The sequence below is a fragment of the Kribbella swartbergensis genome, from assembly GCF_054784135.1.
Genome location: NZ_BAAGPM010000022.1, coordinates 565,708 through 580,820, shown reverse-complemented (window position 1 = coordinate 580,820; position 15,113 = coordinate 565,708). Strand labels below are relative to the sequence as shown.

Sequence of the window (15,113 nt, the reverse complement as noted above, 5' to 3'; positions counted from 1 at the left end):
CACGGCTAACGGGTGCGGGGGTTGGGGAGGAGGCCTCGTTCGATGGCGACGGTGACGGCTCGGGTGCGGTCGTCGACGTCGAGTTTGGTGAAGAGGCGTTGGAGGTGGGTTTTCACGGTCGCCTCGCCGATGAAGAGTTCTCGGCCGATCTCCGCGTTGCTGAGGCCGCGGGCGACGCCGGCCAGCACCTCGAGTTCGCGGGGTGACGGCTGGGCGGCGGGCGGGGCGGTCGGCGTACGCAGGCGCGACATCAGCCGGGCGGCGACCGGCGGCGCGAGGACCGTCTCGCCGCGGGCGGCTGCGCGGATGCCGTCCAGCAGGTCGGCGTGCGGCGTGTCCTTCAGCAGGTAGCCCGCGGCGCCGGCTTCGACCGCGTGCAGGATGTCGGTGTCCGTGTCGTACGTCGTCAGCACGAGGACACGGGTCGACGGATACCCGGACACGATCGCCCCGGTCGCCGCGACGCCGTCCATCCGCGGCATCCGCAGGTCCATCAGTACGACGTCCGGCTCGGTCGACTCCACCAGCGCGAGCGCCTCCGCGCCGTCGCCGGCCTCGCCGACCACCTCGATGTCGTCGGTCACCGCGAGCATCCCGGTCAGGCCCGACCGTACGACGGGATGGTCGTCGACCACGAGTACCCGAATCACACGTCCTCCGCTGGAATCAGCACCTGCACCCGGGTACCGCGACCCGGCGCGCTCTCCACCTGCACCGAACCACCCGACTCCTCGACCCGCCCCCGCATCGCGGCCAGCCCGAATCCGGCGGCCGCGGCACCAGGTGTGAACCCGGCTCCGTCGTCGCGGATCTCGATCCACACCCCGCCGTCCGAGAGGCCTAGCGTGATCTGCACCTGCGTGGCGGCCGCATGCTTCCGAACGTTCGCCAGCGCCTCTTGAGCGGACCGCAACAGCACCACCTGCTGCGCCTGGGGCAACGCGGCGACCTCCTCGTCCGGCAGGTCCAGCGACACCTGTACGTCGACGCCGGTCTCGGCCGCGAAGCGCTCCGCCTGCCGGCGCAACACCTCGGTCAACGTTGCCTCGGACAACGCCACCGGAGTGAACGCGGCAACCAACGCCCGCGCCTCGGCCAGGTTCTCCCGAGCCGTGTCCTCGATCGCCGCCAACCGGGCCGCGGCGCCGTCGACTCCGCCGCGTTGCAGCTCGACCGCCGCCGCCTGGGCGAGCATCACGATGGAGGTCATGCCCTGCGCGAGGGTGTCGTGGATCTCGCGCGCCATCCGCTCCCGCTCAGCCATCACACCGGCGCTGTGGTGCGCCTCGGCGAGTTCGTCGCGGGCGGACTCCAGTTGCGCGATGAGTTCGGCCCGCTGCTCGCTCTGGGTGATCACCCGCTCGATCCAGATCCCGAACAGCAGGCTCACGACCAGGCTGACCGCCATCCACGGCAGGATCGACCAGAACTCGTCCCAGCCCCAGCCGGCACTCCACAACTGCGCCGAGCCGACCCCGATCACCAGCAACAGGCTCATCGCCGCGCCTTCGCGGACGTCGTCGCTCAGCAGCCAGATCTGCGCCGACGCGATGAACATCAGGAACACCGACTGCGGGAACAGCCCGACCAGCACCATCAGGCAGCCGATCAGCACGATCCGGTAGAGGTACGACGGAAGCCGCCGGCGCGACGTGATCGCGGGCCGCCCGACGAACTGGTACGCCGCCCCGAGCACCAGGATCGAACTCGTGTAGACGATCCGGCGAGCCGTGCCGAAGTCGGCCGAGAACGAGACGACGAGCGTCATCCCCAGCAGCACCCAGAACACGGCGTGCCAGCCGATCAGGGTCCGGACCCAGACCGGCTCGTCGATGCGCACACTCCTGGCTTCCACGGATCAATCTTCCCCTAGTCGAACAGTCAGCCGGCGTCACGGCGGGTCCAGCGGAAGACGCGCTGCGCGACGACCAGTCCGACCACCAGCCACGCCGACAGCACGACCGCGCCCACGCCCAGCTGCCACGATCCGTCCGGCTCGTTCACCTCGAACCCGTCCGGCAGGAACACCGACCGCATCCCCTGGGCGAGCCATTTCAGCGGGAAGATCTCCGCCACCGACCGCATCCAGGCCGGCAGGCTGCTGTAGACGAAGTACACCCCGGAGATGAACTGCAGCAGCAGGACGACCGGCGTCACCACCGCGGACGCGGCCTTGCCCGACTTCGGTACGACGGAGAACGCGATCCCGAGCACCGAGCCGGACGCCGTACCGAGGACGAAGATCCACAGGAAGTGCAGCCACTTCACCGGCTCGCTCGGGATGTCGACCCCGAGCAACAGACCGGCGATCGCGAGCAGCAGCGCGAACTGCAGGATCGAGGTGACCAGGACCAGCCCGATCTTGCCGATGAAGTACGACTGCGGTGACATCGGCGTACCGCGCAACCGCTTCAGCAGCTCCTCGTCGCGCTCCATCGCGATCGTGATGGCGAGCGACTGGAAGCTGGTCAAGAAGATGCCGGAGGCAATCATTCCCGGGGTGAAGTAGGTGGCCGCGTCGACTCCGTCGGCGAACTCGGTGCCGCTGAACACGGCGGAGAAGATGCCGAGGAAGATGATCGGGAAGAGGAACGTGAAGATCAGCTGCTCGCGTTCCCGGAAGAACTGCTTGACCTCCAGCCCGGTCCGCGACAACCCGACCTTCAGCGGCGACGGCAGGACGACGCTCACGGCACAGCTCCTTCCAGTGCCGGAGCGGCCGTGGCCGACCCGATCAGTTCCAGGTAGATGTCTTCGAGACTCGGCCGCCGTACCTCCAACTCGGGCACTTCCGCGCCGCCGTACTGCGCCATCAGCCGGGCGACCTCGGCGGTCGGCTCGCCGGTGCGGATCTCGCGCATCCCGTCCTCGGCGAGCCAGGAGACGCGCGCGGTCCGGGCGCCGCGGCCGCCGAGCGTGTCCGGCGTCGCGACCTCGACCATCCGGCCGTCGGCGATCACGCCGACCCGGTCGGCCAGGTGCTCGGCCTCGTCCAGATAGTGGGTGGTGAGCAGGATCGTGGTGCCCGCGGTGCGCAGGTTCTCGATCAGGGTCCAGAACTGCCGGCGCGCCTCCGGGTCGAACCCGGTGGTCGGCTCGTCCAGGAACAGCAGTTCCGGGTTGCCGATCACGCCGAGCGCGACGTCGAGGCGGCGCCGCTGGCCGCCGGACAACTTCCGGGTCCGCGCCTTGCGCTTCTCCGACAGGCCGACCGCGGCGATCACCTCGTCGGGGTCGCGCGGCGCCGGGTAGTAGCCGGCGAAGTGGTTGACGAGTTCCGCGACGGACAACTCGGCCTCGTCGCGGGACGTCTGGGCGACGATGCCGAGCCGGGCCCGCCAGTACCGGTCGCCGCGGGCCGGGTCGACCCCCAGCACGCTGATCTCACCCTCGTCGGCGCGGCGATACCCCTCCAGGATCTCCACGGCCGTCGTCTTGCCGGCCCCGTTCGGCCCGAGCAGCGCGAACACCTCACCTCGATGGATGTCCAGATCCACCCCGTCCACAGCCACCTTGCCCGGGTACCGCTTCACCAGCCCCCGCACCCTCACAGCCTCATCTGTCTCCATACTCCAACCCTCGCGCGCCCCCGCCCGCCTCCGGGAGCACCGCCCGACGGACCCCCTGTCCCCCAACCGGTGGACACGGGGCCACCACAGGCCGGGTTTGCGGCGCGCGGGGAGGGCTGACGGTGGGGGGTGGTTGCGGTTAGCGTCGGGGGATGGGGCAGACGGTGCGTGGTGTGGTGGCGGCGGGTAAGGGTCGGCCGGTGTCGATCGAGGAGATCGTGGTGCCGGATCCCGGGCCGGGGGAAGCGGTGGTGAAGGTGCAGGCGTGCGGTGTCTGCCATACCGACCTGCATTACCGTGACGGCGGCATCACCGATGACTTTCCTTTTCTGCTCGGTCACGAGGCGGCCGGGATCGTGGAGAGCGTGGGGCAAGGCGTCACCGACGTCGAGCCGGGCGACTTCGTCGTACTGAACTGGCGGGCCGTCTGCGGCAACTGCCGCGCCTGCCTGCGCGGCCGCCCCTGGTACTGCTTCAGCACCTACAACGCCGAGCAGAAGATGACCCTTGCCGATGGCACCGAACTGTCGCCCGCGCTCGGCATCGGGGCGTTCGCCGAGAAGACTCTGGTCGCCGCCGGTCAGTGCACGAAGGTCGATCCGGCGGCCAAGCCCGAGGTCGCCGGCCTGCTCGGCTGCGGCGTGATGGCCGGCCTCGGCGCCGCACTGAACACCGGCAACGTGGGCCGCGGTGACTCCGTCGCCGTGATCGGTTGTGGCGGCGTCGGTACGGCGGCCGTCGTCGGAGCCCGGCTCGCCGGCGCCGCGCGGATCATCGCGATCGACATCGACGACCGCAAACTGGCGGTGGCCCAGGAACTCGGCGCGACCCACACGATCAACTCCAAGGACCTCGATCACGACGGTGTGGTCGAGGCGGTCCAGGCGTTGACCGGCGGGTTCGGCGCGGACGTGGTGATCGACGCGGTCGGGCGGCCGGAGACGTGGAAGCAGGCGTTCTACGCCCGCGACCTGGCCGGCACCGTCGTCCTGGTCGGCGTACCGACGCCGGACATGACGCTGGAGATGCCGTTGCTGGACTTCTTCGGCCGCGGCGGTTCGCTGAAGTCCAGTTGGTACGGCGACTGCCTGCCGACTCGCGACTTCCCGATGCTGATCGACCTGCACCTCCAGGGCCGGCTGCCGCTGGACCGGTTCGTCTCGGAGACGATCGCCCTGGACGAGGTCGAGGCCGCGTTCACCAAGATGCACCACGGCGACGTCCTGCGCTCGGTCGTGCTGTTCTGACCCAGAGCAACGCTTCTAAACCGCGAACGAGATCCACACGTCCGGCGGAGCGTCGGGATCGCCCGGGATCGGCCGCGTCTCCTCGGTCCACGCGTCCCCGGCCAGTTCGGTCGCAACGCGCCGCCAGAACCGCACGGCCGTCGCGTTGTTCCCCTGGAACGGCACTTCCCACCGCCCGGGATGCTGCGCGATGACCTCCCGTACGGCGCGCAGCCCGAACCCGTTCCGCCGTACCGGCCGGACGACGAAGAACGCGTTCATCACCCGCACAGGCCGTGTCAGCGCCCGCACGAAAGAGATCCCGACCGGGTTCTCCCCGCTGTGGAACAGGTACCCGGCCCAGTCCGGGTCGCCCGCCAGCACCGACTCGAGCCACTCGCTCCGATAGCTGCCGTCCGGCCGCGGCAACTGGCCCTGGAACTCGGACAGGTCGTGCCGGAACATCAGCCACAACCGCTCCAGTACAACCCGATCGGCCTCACCGGCACGCCGGACCACGAGATCTGACATTGGACTCCTCACAGACGGAAAACGCAGAAAAGCCTCCCGCCGGAAGGCAGAAGGCTTACTGCGAGGCAGATTATCACCCGAGCGGGGCAGTGCTCCGGTCGACCCAGGTCATGTCCGGGTACCGCGGACCCACCGGAGTCAGCCTGGACAGCGCCGCCAGATCGTCCGCGGCCAGCTCGACCTCCAGTGCCGCGGCGTTCTCCTCGAGATAACGACGCCGCTTCGTCCCCGGAATCGGTGCAACGTCGTCGCCCTGAGCAAGAACCCAGGCGAGCGCGACCTGACCCGGAGTGGCGTCGTAGCGGGCCGCCACCGAACGGATCTCGTCCACCAGCGCCAGATTGGCCTCGAAGTTCTCCTCGTCGAAGCGAGGCAACGTCCGCCGGTAGTCGTCGGCCGCGAGCTCCGACCGCCGCGGCACCGCACCGGTGAGCATGCCACGGCCCAGCGGCGAGTACGGCACGATCCCGATCCCCAGTTCGCGGCACGTCGGCAGCACCGACTCCTCGATGTCGCGGCTGAACAGCGACCACTCGGTCTGGACCGCGGTGATCGGGTGGACGGCGTGCGCCCGCCGGATCGTGTCGGCCGACGCCTCCGACAACCCGAGGTACCGCACCTTGCCCGCCTCGACCAGCTCGGCCATCGCGCCGACCGTCTCCTCGATCGGTACGGCGGGATCGGCGCGGTGCTGGTAGTACAGCTCGACGTGCTCGACGCCGAGCCGGCCGAGTGATGCGTCGATGGCGGTGCGCACGTACGACGGCGACCCGTTCGCGCCCCGTCGCCCGGTCCGTGGATCGCCGGTGATGCCGAACTTCGTGGCCAGGAACACCTCGTCGCGGCGGTCCCTGACGGCCCGGCCGATCAGCTCCTCGTTGGCGCCGAATCCGTAGATGTCGGCGGTGTCCAGGAACGTGATGCCGAGGTCCAGGGCGCGGTGCAGGGTCGCGATCGACTCGGTGTCGTCGGTCGCGCCGTACGCGTAGCTCATCCCCATACAGCCCAGTCCCAGCCGGCTGACTTCGGCTCCGGTGCTGCCCAGTTTCATCGTGATCTCCTCGAGAAGGCATGGCTCCGCCGCCCGACGGACGCGAACGATCCGCCGGCCGAGCAACAGAGAACTAAGGTTTGGCGTGACCGCCGTACGTGGTGATCTTGTAGTCGGTCACCGCCAGCGCCGCCTGCAGTTCGCGCAGCCGCCGCTGGATCGTCGCCCGGTGCTCCTCCATCAGTGCGAGCCGCTGCGGTGCGGTCTCCTCGCCCTGCGCGACCAGCTCCAGGTAGTGGCTGATCGTGCTGATCGGCATGTCGGACAGCCGCAGCCGGGTGATGAACACGATCCGGGCCAGTGCCTGCCGGTCGTAGTACCGGTAGCCGGCCTTGTCGCGTCCGACGCGGACCAGGCCGATCCGCTCGTAGTACCGCAGCGTGTGCGCGGTGAGCCCGGTGACTTCGGCCGCCTCGGCGATGCTCAGCTGCTCCGGGAGGTCGTCCGGAAGGTCCAGGAGCTCGAGCAGCTCGGTGTCGAGCGGCGCCGGCCGCGGCACCTCGTAACGATCGACGAAAGCCTGCCGCCGCTCGGGCGTCGTGAGGACGCCGGTCGTGTTCATGTCTTCGACCGTACGCCTTCGAGCGCGCTCAAAGGCAAAGGTGACCTAGGCCACTAGGCCTGCTGGCAGTCCTGGCAGGTGCCGAAGATCTCGAGGGTGTGGCTGATGTCGGCGTAGCCGTGTTCGGCGGCGACCTTGTCGGCCCAGCGCTCGACGGCCGGGCCCTCGACCTCGACGGTGCGGCCGCAGTTGCGGCAGACCAGGTGGTGGTGGTGACCCTTCGAGCAACGCCGGTACGCCGTTTCGCCGTCGGCAGTGCGCAGTACGTCGACCTCTCGCGAGTCGGCGAGCGCCTGCAGGGTGCGGTAGACGGTGGTCAGGCCGACGGCCTCACCCGCGGACCGCAGCTCCTGGTGAATCTCCTGGGCGGTCCGGAAGTCGTCGAGATTGTCGAGCGCGGACGCGACCGCAGCGCGCTGACGAGTCGAGCGTGTTCCGATGGCCACCGTTCCTCCTGTCACTCCGTCACCGTGATTCCCCGGCAACCCCGCCAATTCTCTCAGAACTGGACAAGCTAGTGCTCATCCCAGTGGTCTCCGTGTGCCGCGTGCAGGTGACCGTCGTGCACGTAGTCGACGTGGTCGCCGTGCTCGACAGCGGCGTGGCCGCACCTCGGGTTGTGCGAGTGCGGGTGACCGGCGCTCACCACGTGCGGCTCCGGCGCCGGTACGCCGACCTCCGGCTCCTCGTCCGCCAGCGGTGCGACCCGGCCCTGGCGACGCCGGATCAGAGCCCCGACCGTGGCCGCCACCACGAACCCGGCCAGCGCCAGTACGACGATCGTCGCGCCGGGAGCCACGTTCGCGTTGTACGACGTAACGATGCCGGCCAGACACGCCAGCACACCGATTCCACACGCTGTGACGAACGTACTGCGGAAGGACCGCGTCACCTGCTGTGCCGTAGCCACAGGCACGACCATCAACGCACTGACCAGCAGCAATCCCACTGTCCGCATCGCCACGGTCACGGTGACTGCAGCCATCACGGCGATCACCAGGTTGAGCACCTGCACGCGCAACCCGGTGACGCGAGCGAACTCCTCGTCCTGGCACACCGCGAACAGCTGCGGTCCCAGACCGATCGCCACGACCAGTACGGCGATGGCCAGCCCGACGACGATGTACAGGTCGCTCGGCGACACTGTGGTCAGTGAGCCGAACAGGTAGGTGTTCAGCGTTGCGGCACCCTGTCCGGCGAGTCCGATGAGCAGCACACCACCGGCGATACCTCCGTAGAACAGGAGTGCGAGCGCGACGTCGCCGCTGGCCTTGCCGCGCGCACGCACCAACTCGATCGCGGTGGCACCGGCGATAGCGACGATGATGGCTGTGAGAACCGGTGCACTCCCGGTGAGCAGGCCGAGCGCCACTCCGGTGATCGCGATGTGGCCGATGCCGTCGCCCATCAGCGACAACCGCCGCTGCACCAGGTACGTCCCGATCGCGGGTGCGGACAGCCCGGTGAGCAGCCCGGCGATCAACGCCCGCTGCATGAACTCGAGCTGGAACATGGTCATCACGACAGCCACCCGGGTTCGTCGCCACCGTGTGAGTGGTGGACGTGTGCGTGCGTCTGCGAGGCGTGCGGCGGACCGTCGTACACGATCCGCCCGCGGCGCAGGACGACGGAACGGTCGATGAGTGCGTCCATCGGGCCGAGGTCGTGGCTGACCATCACCACCGTGGTCCCGCGCGCGACCCGCTCCCGGACCGCGTCGGCGAAGATCTGCTGGCTGGCCAGGTCGACGCCGGCCGTCGGCTCGTCGAGGATCAGCAGCTCCGGATCGGACACCAGAGCGCGGGCGATCAGCACCCGCTGCTGCTGCCCGCCGGACAGCTCGGAGACGGCGCTCCTGCGCTGGTCAGCCATGTCGACGATCTGCAGCGCGTCGTCGATCGCCTGCTTCTGCTCAGCCCTCAGCGGAGTGAACAACCGCCGCTTCGACAGCAGTCCGGACGAGACGACCTCGTGAACGGTCGCGGGTACGCCGCCGGCCGCGGTGATGCGTTGCGGAACGTACCCGACGCGTCGCCACTGCCGGAAGCGTGGCACCGGCGTACCGAAGAGCCGGACCTCCCCGCGAGCCGCGGGGAGCAGTCCGACGACGGTCCGGACCAGGGTCGACTTACCGGAACCGTTGGTGCCGAGAACGGCGACCACCTCGCCCTGGCGGATCTGGAGATCGACGCCCCGCAGCACCAGACGACCGCCCAGGTCGACCGAGAGATCGGCGACCTGGACGGCCTTGGCAACGTCTTGTGGAGGTGTCACGCGCAGCTGTTCGCCTTCCGGAGCTCCTGGAGATTCTCCCGCATCAGGGTCAGGTAGGTCTCGGAGGAGTTGGCTTCCGACAAGCCCTCGATCGGGCTCAGTACGGCGGTCTTGACGCCGATGTCACGGGCGATCGACTCGGCGACCTTCGGGCTGACGAGCTCCTCGTAGAAGATCGTGGTCACCTTCTGGGCTTTGACGATGTCCTGGACCTCCTTGATCCTGGCCGCGGTCGGCTCGGCGTCCGGGGTGAGCCCGGCGATGCCGACCATCGTCAGACCGTATCGCTTCGCGAGGTACGCGAACGCCTCGTGGCTCGTCACGAACGTCTTCAGCTTGCAGGTCGCCAGACCGGTCTTGAACTCGGAGTCGAGCTTGCCGACCTCGTCGAGCAGCGTCTTGGCCCGGGCCTTGTAGCCGTCGGCGTTCGCACTGTCGGTCTCGACCAGCTTGTCGGTGACCGCCTGGATCACGCCGGCGTACCGGACCGGGTCCAGCCAGAAGTGCGGGTCCAGCTCCTCGCTGCCGGCCGAAACCGGCTGCGCGACCGCGGCGGCCTGGGCTGCACCGGTCCGCGCCGCGCCGGTCCCGGTGTACGAGGCCGGAGTGGTGGCCGGGGTGGTGCTGCCTTCGTCTTTGTGCTCCTCGCCTTCCCCTTCGTGCTCCCCGAAGTCGGCGCCGGTCGCCTCCAGCTTGGCCGCCGGCGCGACGTCGAAGCCGGTCTCCTTGGCGTTCTGCTCGATCGCCTCGTCGACCGCGGGCTGCAGCCCCTTCTCGAACAGCACCAGTTTCGCGCCGGCGATCTCGCCGACCTGCTTGGGCGTGAGCTCGAGATCGTGCGGCTCGACACCGGGCGCGGTCAGGGTGGTCACGTTCACCGCGTCGCCCCCCACTGTGCGGGCGATGAACTCGAGCGGGTAGAACGAAGCGACGACGTCGAGCTTGTCGCCACCGGAGCCGTTGGCGGTCGAGTCGCCGCCGCATCCGGCCAGGGTGAGGGCGGCGGCCAGAGCGGTGGCGCCGGCGACGACAAGACGAGTTCGAGATCTCATGACAATCATTTTCATTTAATCGGAACTGGTTGTCAAAACAGGGAGTTCAGCCATGGCCAGCCGCAACGTTGGACGCAGACGAGCCGACCATCGGGCCAACCGACGGCACAAGCTCGGCATTCCCACCGGTCATGGTCATGGTCATAGTCATGGCCACGGTCACGGGCACGGCGATCACGTGGTCGACACCTCGGTGGTGAACTCGGATGCGATCGTCGGCCGGCGCGTCCGGATCGTGGTCGCCGCGGTCCTCGCCCCGCTGATCACGGCGGCCGTCATCGCGATGATCGTGATGTGGCCGGGCGGCGGCGTGCAGGTCTCGTCGTACCAGACCGCCACCGCCCGCGGCGAGGTGACGGCGATCAAGGCGTGCGCCGCGGCCCAGGACCAGTGCGACGAGGCGACCGTCAAGCTCACCACCGGTCCGGACAAGGGACAGTCGGTGCCGGTCGAGGTGCCGAAGGCCGCTCAGGCCGCGCTCCCGGTGGAGGTCGGGCAATCGATCATGCTCGGCATCCAGACCGATGCACCGACCGTCGCCGACCGGTACCAGTACGTCGACCACGACCGGACCATGCCGCTGCTCGTGCTGGCGTTGATCTTCGCGGCCGCGGTGGTGGCGCTGTCGCGCTGGCGTGGCTTCGCGGCGCTGATCGCGCTGGCGGTGACCGCGGTGATGCTGACGCAGTTCATCCTGCCGGCGATCCTCAAGGGGTCGAACCCGTTGCTGGTCGCGGTCGTCGGCGGCGCGGTGATCATGACGGTCGCGTTGTTCCTGACCCACGGGATCAACGCGGAGAGTTCGATGGCCCTGTCCGGGACGATCGCCGCGCTCGGACTGACCGTGGTGCTGGGCTGGTTCTTCACCAAGTTCTGTCAGTTGAGCGGGCTGGCGGCCGAGGGGGCGTCGACGGCCAAGACGTTCTCGCCCGACCTCGACCTCGCCGGGTTGCTGGTGGCCGGCATGGTGATCGGTGCGCTCGGCGTTCTCGACGACGTCACGGTGACTCAGGCGGCCGCCGTCTGGGAGTTGTCCGCCGCGAACCCGGCGGCGCGACGCCGTGAGCTGATCGGCGCCGGGCTCCGGATCGGCCGCACCCACGTCGCCTCGGTGGTCAACACGCTGGTCCTCGCGTACGCCGGTGCGGCGATGCCGGTGCTGATCACGTTCGCGGTCCAAGGCCTGCCCGGCCGGTACGTCCTGTCCACCGAGATGGTCGCGATCGAGGTGGTTCGCGGCCTGGTCGGCAGTCTCGGCATCATCGCCGCCGTTCCCCTGACGACCGCCCTCGCGGCGATGGCCGTGGCTGACCGGTCCCGCGACCTGGTCACCACCGAGCCGGAACACATCGCCGCCGAACCCGCCTGAGGTCACGAACCGGGAACCACACCTTCACACTCGGTCGTCGTACTCCTACAGTGCGTATCAAGGCACGGAAAGTCCGCCTCTGATCACTTTCCGTGCCTGACGGGGTGAGGAGGTCGGGATGAGATTCCGGCATCGGGACGGGTCGACCGTCCACCTGGGCTACAGCACCACCGTGCACCCGGCCGAGGATCTCGACGGCGTGATCGCCGGGCTGGACGACTACGCGTCGCTGGTCCGTCAGGAGCTCGGCGTACCGCTGCTCGGAGTCGGCCTGTGGTTCGCGAGCCCGCTCGCCGACCGGCTGGCGAACTCGCCCGCCGCGGTCGGCAGACTTCGCCGCGCTCTCCGGCGCAACCAGCTGGAAGTCGTCACGCTCAACGGCATCGCGCACTCGGCGTTCGAAGACAAGGTCGTCGGCAGCAAGCTGTACTGCCCGGACTGGACCGAGCCCGAACGACTGCGCTACACCCTCGACCTGGTCGACGTACTCGCCGCGTTGCTTCCGCGCGACGCGGCGTACGGATCGATCTCCACCATCCCGCTGGCGTGGCGGGTGCCGTGGTCCAAGGCGCGTGACGCGGCCGCCCAGAAGGCGTTCGAGCGGCTCGACTGGCACCTGGAACGGACCGAGCAGCGCACCGGCCGCAAGATCCGGGTCGCGGTCGAGCCCGAACCGGGCTGCGTGCTGGAGATGACCTCGCAGGCCGCCGCCTGGCTGAGCCGCTATTCGAGTCCGTACGGCGGTTCGTCGCGGATCGGACTGGGGTTCGACACGTGCCACCTCGCCGTCCAGTTCGAGGAGCCTCCCGACGCGTTCGAGACGTTGTGGCGCGCGGGTGTGGATGTGGTGAAGGCCCAACTGTCGTCGGCCCCGCAGCTTGTCGATCCGTCCGACACGGCTGCCCGACGGCGACTGGCCGATCTCGGCGATCCGAAGTACCTGCGCCAGGTCCGGGAGTGGTGCGGGCCGGGTGTGGACGACGTCCAGGACGCGTACCAGCTGTCCGGGCACGCTGCGTGGCGGATGCACGCTCACGTCCCGGCCCATTGCGCGCTTCCGGATCCACTCAGCGGCACCAACGGCGTACTGGAGGACTGCCTGACCCGGCTGGTCGGCTGCGGTCAGCCGCTCACCCATCACCTCGAGTCCGAGACCTACGCGTGGTCCCGTAAGCCGCGGACACCCGAGACGCTGGCGAAGAAGATCGCCCGTGAGCTCGGCTGGTTGCGCGACCGCCTGGTCGCACTCGGCCTGGAGCCGATCTGGAACTGACCGGCGGATGGGACTCGGTCGGTCAGGCTCCGGCGATGCGGGAGACGGCGAAGAGCAGGATCACCAGGATGGAGAAGACGCGCAGGAAGCGCGCGCCGTTGCCGACGACCGGCCAGGACAGGAAGCCCAGCCAGGACAGCAGCAGGGCGAGCAGGATCAGCGCGGCGACGGCGTACGGGACCGGAGCGAAGACTCCGACCAGCGCCAGCACCAGGGTGATGCCGGGCAGGGTGAGTTTCGGCATCCCGTGCAGCCGCGCCACGTACGGGTAACTGATCTTGGTGATCCGCTGCCGGAGCGGACTCACCGGCTGACTACTGCTCGGGGAACTCATCCGTCCATTGTTCCAGGCGGGGCGGCCAGGTGGACAACTGCGGACCCGGTCGCCCGTGGGGTGGGGTGGCTCGGCGCGGGAGGGCGGTGAATAGGGTGGGTGGGTGTTCGTGGTGATCAGGTTCCGGGTGGCGGAGGGTGAGCAGGCGGAGTTCGCGGTCCGGCTGCAGGCCGCGGTCGACGTACTGCGGAAGCAGAAAGGCTTCGTGGCCGCCCGGGTCGGGCGCAATGTCGACGACCCGGAGTTGATCGCCCTGAGCATGGAGTGGCTGAACGTCGGCAGTTACCGGCGGGCGTTGTCGCCGTACGAGGTGAAGCTGACCGCGGTCCCGCTGCTCTCGCTGGCGATCGACGAGCCGACCGCGTACGACGACCTGCCCGGGTTGCTGCCGTAGCACCGATCTCCGACTGGATTCCGCCGGGGACCGGTCGGACCGCTAGCCTGGACCTTTCCGTGTTGCAAAGTGCCGTTACTGGAGTCGAAAGTGCCCGTGGAAACCGTCGATGCCGTCGTCAGCCTCAGCAAGCGCAGAGGCTTCGTGTACCCGTGCGGCGAGATTTACGGCGGTACCAAGTCGGCCTGGGACTACGGTCCGCTGGGCGTCGAGCTGAAGAACAACATCCGCACCCAGTGGTGGCGCTCGATGGTGACCGGTCGTGACGACATCGTCGGGCTGGACTCGTCGGTCATCCTGCCGACCAAGGTGTGGGAGGCGTCCGGGCACCTGTCGGAGTTCGTCGACCCGCTGACCGAGTGCCAGTCCTGCCACAAGCGGTTCCGCGACGACCACCTGCGCGAGGACTTCGCCCGGCGCAAGAACAAGGACGCCGACGACGTCAAGCTCGCCGAGATCGCCTGCCCGAACTGCGGGAACAAGGGCACGTTCACCGAGCCGCGGATGTTCAACGGCCTGCTGAAGACCTACCTCGGACCGGTCGAGTCCGAGGAAGGCCTGCACTACCTGCGGCCGGAGACCGCGCAGGGCATCTTCGTGAACTTCGCGAACGTGATGGGCACGGCGCGGAAGAAGCCGCCGTTCGGGATCGCGCAGGTCGGGAAGAGTTTCCGCAACGAGATCACCCCGGGCAACTTCATCTTCCGGACCCGCGAGTTCGAGCAGATGGAGATGGAGTTCTTCGTCGCGCCCGGCTCGGACGAGGAGTGGCACGAGTACTGGCTGAAGGCCCGCTGGGACTGGTACGTCGACCTCGGCCTGAAGCCGGACAACATGCGCTACTACGAGCACCCGCAGGAGAAGCTCAGCCACTACTCGAAGCGCACCGTCGACATCGAGTACCGGTTCAACTTCGGCGGCAAGGAGTTCGACGAGCTCGAAGGCATCGCGAACCGGACCGACTTCGACCTCACCACCCACTCCAAGCACTCCGGGGCGGACCTGTCGTACTTCGACCAGGAGAAGGGTGAGCGCTGGACGCCGTACGTGATCGAGCCGGCGGCCGGGCTGACCCGGAACGTGCTCGCCTTCCTGCTCGACGCGTACACCGAGGACGAGGCGCCGAACGCCAAGGGCGGCGTGGACAAGCGGACCGTGCTGCGGTTCGACCCGCGGCTGGCCCCGGTCAAGGCGGCCGTGCTGCCGCTGTCGCGCAACGCCGAGCTGTCCCCGAAGGCGAAGGACCTGGCCGGCGAGCTGCGGAAGAACTGGAACGTCGACTTCGACGACGCCGGTGCGATCGGCCGGCGCTACCGCCGGCAGGACGAGATCGGGACGCCGTACTGCATCACCGTCGACTTCGACACCCTCGACGACCAGGCCGTGACGATCCGTGAACGCGACTCGATGAAGCAGGAGCGGGTGGCGCTGACCGAGGTGAGCGGCTACCTGGCACAGCACCTGGTCGGTTGCTGACG

Annotated in this window: 17 protein-coding genes; 5 read left to right on the top strand and 12 right to left on the bottom strand. The window is 68.8% G+C overall.

The window, feature by feature from the left end:
• Nucleotides 1-5: 5 nt before the first annotated feature.
• The 4 genes from ACYVOK_RS21275 to ACYVOK_RS21260 are packed head-to-tail and all read right to left on the bottom strand — an operon-like array spanning nt 6 to nt 3,569.
• A complete protein-coding gene (locus ACYVOK_RS21275; RefSeq protein ID WP_460664230.1) occupies nt 6-650 on the bottom strand; it encodes a response regulator in 645 nt (214 codons plus the stop codon).
• Nucleotides 647-1,855 carry a sensor histidine kinase gene (locus ACYVOK_RS21270; protein ID WP_460664229.1) on the bottom strand — a complete coding sequence of 403 codons (1,209 nt, stop codon included), beginning with the start codon at nt 1,853-1,855 and terminating at the stop codon, nt 647-649. Before ACYVOK_RS21270 ends, ACYVOK_RS21275 begins: the two co-directional genes overlap by 4 nt.
• 26 nt (nt 1,856-1,881) lie before the next feature.
• Nucleotides 1,882-2,691: an ABC transporter permease gene (locus ACYVOK_RS21265; RefSeq protein ID WP_460664228.1), complete on the bottom strand. Its 810-nt coding sequence runs from the start codon at nt 2,689-2,691 to the stop codon at nt 1,882-1,884.
• On the bottom strand, nt 2,688-3,569 hold the full coding sequence (locus tag ACYVOK_RS21260; RefSeq protein ID WP_460664227.1) for an ABC transporter ATP-binding protein: 882 nt from the start codon (nt 3,567-3,569) through the stop codon (nt 2,688-2,690). Before ACYVOK_RS21260 ends, ACYVOK_RS21265 begins: the two co-directional genes overlap by 4 nt.
• Before the next feature lie 152 nt (nt 3,570-3,721).
• On the opposite strand from ACYVOK_RS21260, the gene ACYVOK_RS21255 reads away from it, so the two are divergent.
• Nucleotides 3,722-4,816, top strand: coding sequence for an S-(hydroxymethyl)mycothiol dehydrogenase (locus ACYVOK_RS21255; RefSeq protein ID WP_460664226.1), 1,095 nt, complete (start codon nt 3,722-3,724; stop codon nt 4,814-4,816).
• 15 nt (nt 4,817-4,831) lie between these two features.
• Here the strand turns inward: ACYVOK_RS21255 and ACYVOK_RS21250 are convergent, their stop codons facing one another.
• From ACYVOK_RS21250 to ACYVOK_RS21220, 7 genes are all read right to left on the bottom strand, one after another.
• On the bottom strand, nt 4,832-5,326 hold the full coding sequence (locus tag ACYVOK_RS21250; protein WP_460664225.1) for a GNAT family N-acetyltransferase: 495 nt from the start codon (nt 5,324-5,326) through the stop codon (nt 4,832-4,834).
• A gap of 73 nt (nt 5,327-5,399) precedes the next feature.
• The gene (locus ACYVOK_RS21245; RefSeq protein ID WP_460664224.1) at nt 5,400-6,377 is read right to left on the bottom strand and encodes an aldo/keto reductase; all 978 of its coding nucleotides are present in this window, start codon (nt 6,375-6,377) and stop codon (nt 5,400-5,402) included.
• Nucleotides 6,378-6,450: 73 nt separating this feature from the next.
• Nucleotides 6,451-6,939, bottom strand: coding sequence for a MerR family transcriptional regulator (locus ACYVOK_RS21240; protein WP_460664223.1), 489 nt, complete (start codon nt 6,937-6,939; stop codon nt 6,451-6,453).
• A 53-nt stretch (nt 6,940-6,992) separates the two neighbouring features.
• Nucleotides 6,993-7,385, bottom strand: a complete 393-nt coding sequence (locus ACYVOK_RS21235; RefSeq protein WP_460664222.1) for a Fur family transcriptional regulator — start codon at nt 7,383-7,385, stop codon at nt 6,993-6,995.
• Nucleotides 7,386-7,453: 68 nt separating this feature from the next.
• The gene (locus ACYVOK_RS21230; RefSeq protein WP_460664518.1) at nt 7,454-8,458 is read right to left on the bottom strand and encodes a metal ABC transporter permease; all 1,005 of its coding nucleotides are present in this window, start codon (nt 8,456-8,458) and stop codon (nt 7,454-7,456) included.
• Nucleotides 8,458-9,213 (bottom strand): metal ABC transporter ATP-binding protein, encoded by a 756-nt coding sequence (locus ACYVOK_RS21225; RefSeq protein WP_460664221.1) that lies wholly within the window; start codon nt 9,211-9,213, stop codon nt 8,458-8,460. The genes ACYVOK_RS21230 and ACYVOK_RS21225 overlap by 1 nt, the downstream gene beginning before the upstream one ends.
• Complete coding sequence (locus ACYVOK_RS21220; RefSeq protein WP_460664220.1) at nt 9,210-10,265, bottom strand: metal ABC transporter substrate-binding protein; 1,056 nt, start codon at nt 10,263-10,265, stop codon at nt 9,210-9,212. Before ACYVOK_RS21220 ends, ACYVOK_RS21225 begins: the two co-directional genes overlap by 4 nt.
• A 52-nt stretch (nt 10,266-10,317) precedes the next feature.
• Here ACYVOK_RS21220 and ACYVOK_RS21215 point away from each other — a divergent pair, with 52 nt between their 5' ends.
• Together ACYVOK_RS21215 and eboE are read left to right on the top strand one after the other, a co-directional pair.
• Nucleotides 10,318-11,634, top strand: coding sequence for a YibE/F family protein (locus tag ACYVOK_RS21215; RefSeq protein ID WP_460664219.1), 1,317 nt, complete (start codon nt 10,318-10,320; stop codon nt 11,632-11,634).
• 118 nt (nt 11,635-11,752) lie between these two features.
• Nucleotides 11,753-12,907 (top strand): metabolite traffic protein EboE, encoded by a 1,155-nt coding sequence (eboE, locus tag ACYVOK_RS21210; protein ID WP_460664218.1) that lies wholly within the window; start codon nt 11,753-11,755, stop codon nt 12,905-12,907.
• A 22-nt stretch (nt 12,908-12,929) separates the two neighbouring features.
• Here eboE and ACYVOK_RS21205 read toward each other — a convergent pair whose 3' ends face one another.
• A complete protein-coding gene (locus ACYVOK_RS21205; RefSeq protein ID WP_460664517.1) occupies nt 12,930-13,358 on the bottom strand; it encodes a DUF6703 family protein in 429 nt (142 codons plus the stop codon).
• Here ACYVOK_RS21205 and ACYVOK_RS21200 point away from each other — a divergent pair.
• Together ACYVOK_RS21200 and ACYVOK_RS21195 are read left to right on the top strand one after the other, a co-directional pair.
• Nucleotides 13,345-13,635 carry an antibiotic biosynthesis monooxygenase family protein gene (locus ACYVOK_RS21200; protein WP_460664217.1) on the top strand — a complete coding sequence of 97 codons (291 nt, stop codon included), beginning with the start codon at nt 13,345-13,347 and terminating at the stop codon, nt 13,633-13,635. The genes ACYVOK_RS21205 and ACYVOK_RS21200 overlap by 14 nt on opposite strands.
• A gap of 90 nt (nt 13,636-13,725) precedes the next feature.
• Entirely contained in the window at nt 13,726-15,111 is a 1,386-nt protein-coding gene (locus tag ACYVOK_RS21195) for a glycine--tRNA ligase (RefSeq protein WP_460664216.1), read from the top strand.
• The last annotated feature ends 2 nt before the right edge of the window (nt 15,112-15,113 follow it).